We start from the raw sequence: 519 nt of genomic DNA, 5'->3' as shown, positions 1-519 counted from the left end.
GAACAGTGATTCCGGGATGTTGAACACTGTTTCCGGAAAGGAGGGGCGAAGTGTTCAGGTTGAACCGGAATGAGCGTTCACATTGGTCCGGAAATGGTGTTCACGTTGAATCGGAATTGGTGTTCATGATCGGCCGGAATATGCACCTTGAGCTCATCTGTGAAAATCAGGCCGGCCTACCTGTCTATATGCAGGCCCTGAGCGGCAATAGTAATGACACCAAAGCCTTTGCCCAGACCGTTCGTCGCCATTTGAGCAGTCTCAAGGCCGCGCAGGAGTGCCGTTATCTGGTCGGCGATGCCGCACTGTACTGCGCCGATACCTTGCAATTACTGGCGCAACAGCAGCAACTATTTGTGACCCGGGTGCCCGCCACTCTCAATGAGGCAAAGCAGGCCGTGGCAACCATAGGTGCACAACCGCTGACCGCTCTGGGCAATGGCTATCATGGCCGTTGGCAACACGCGAATTATGCCGGGGTCGCGCAACGTTGGTTGCTGGTGCGCAGCGAACAAGCCA

At 55.7% G+C, this 519-nt stretch carries 1 pseudogene; it reads left to right on the top strand.

What is annotated here, in order from left to right:
* Positions 1-146: 146 nt before the first annotated feature.
* Positions 147-519: pseudogene (locus tag J9889_RS20620) on the top strand (IS1634 family transposase); the annotation flags it as partial.

The sequence above is a fragment of the Aeromonas sp. PrichA-15 genome (assembly GCF_017939245.1).
Taxonomy (GTDB): domain Bacteria; phylum Pseudomonadota; class Gammaproteobacteria; order Enterobacterales; family Aeromonadaceae; genus Aeromonas; species Aeromonas caviae.
This window is presented reverse-complemented; position numbering and strand designations above follow the sequence as displayed.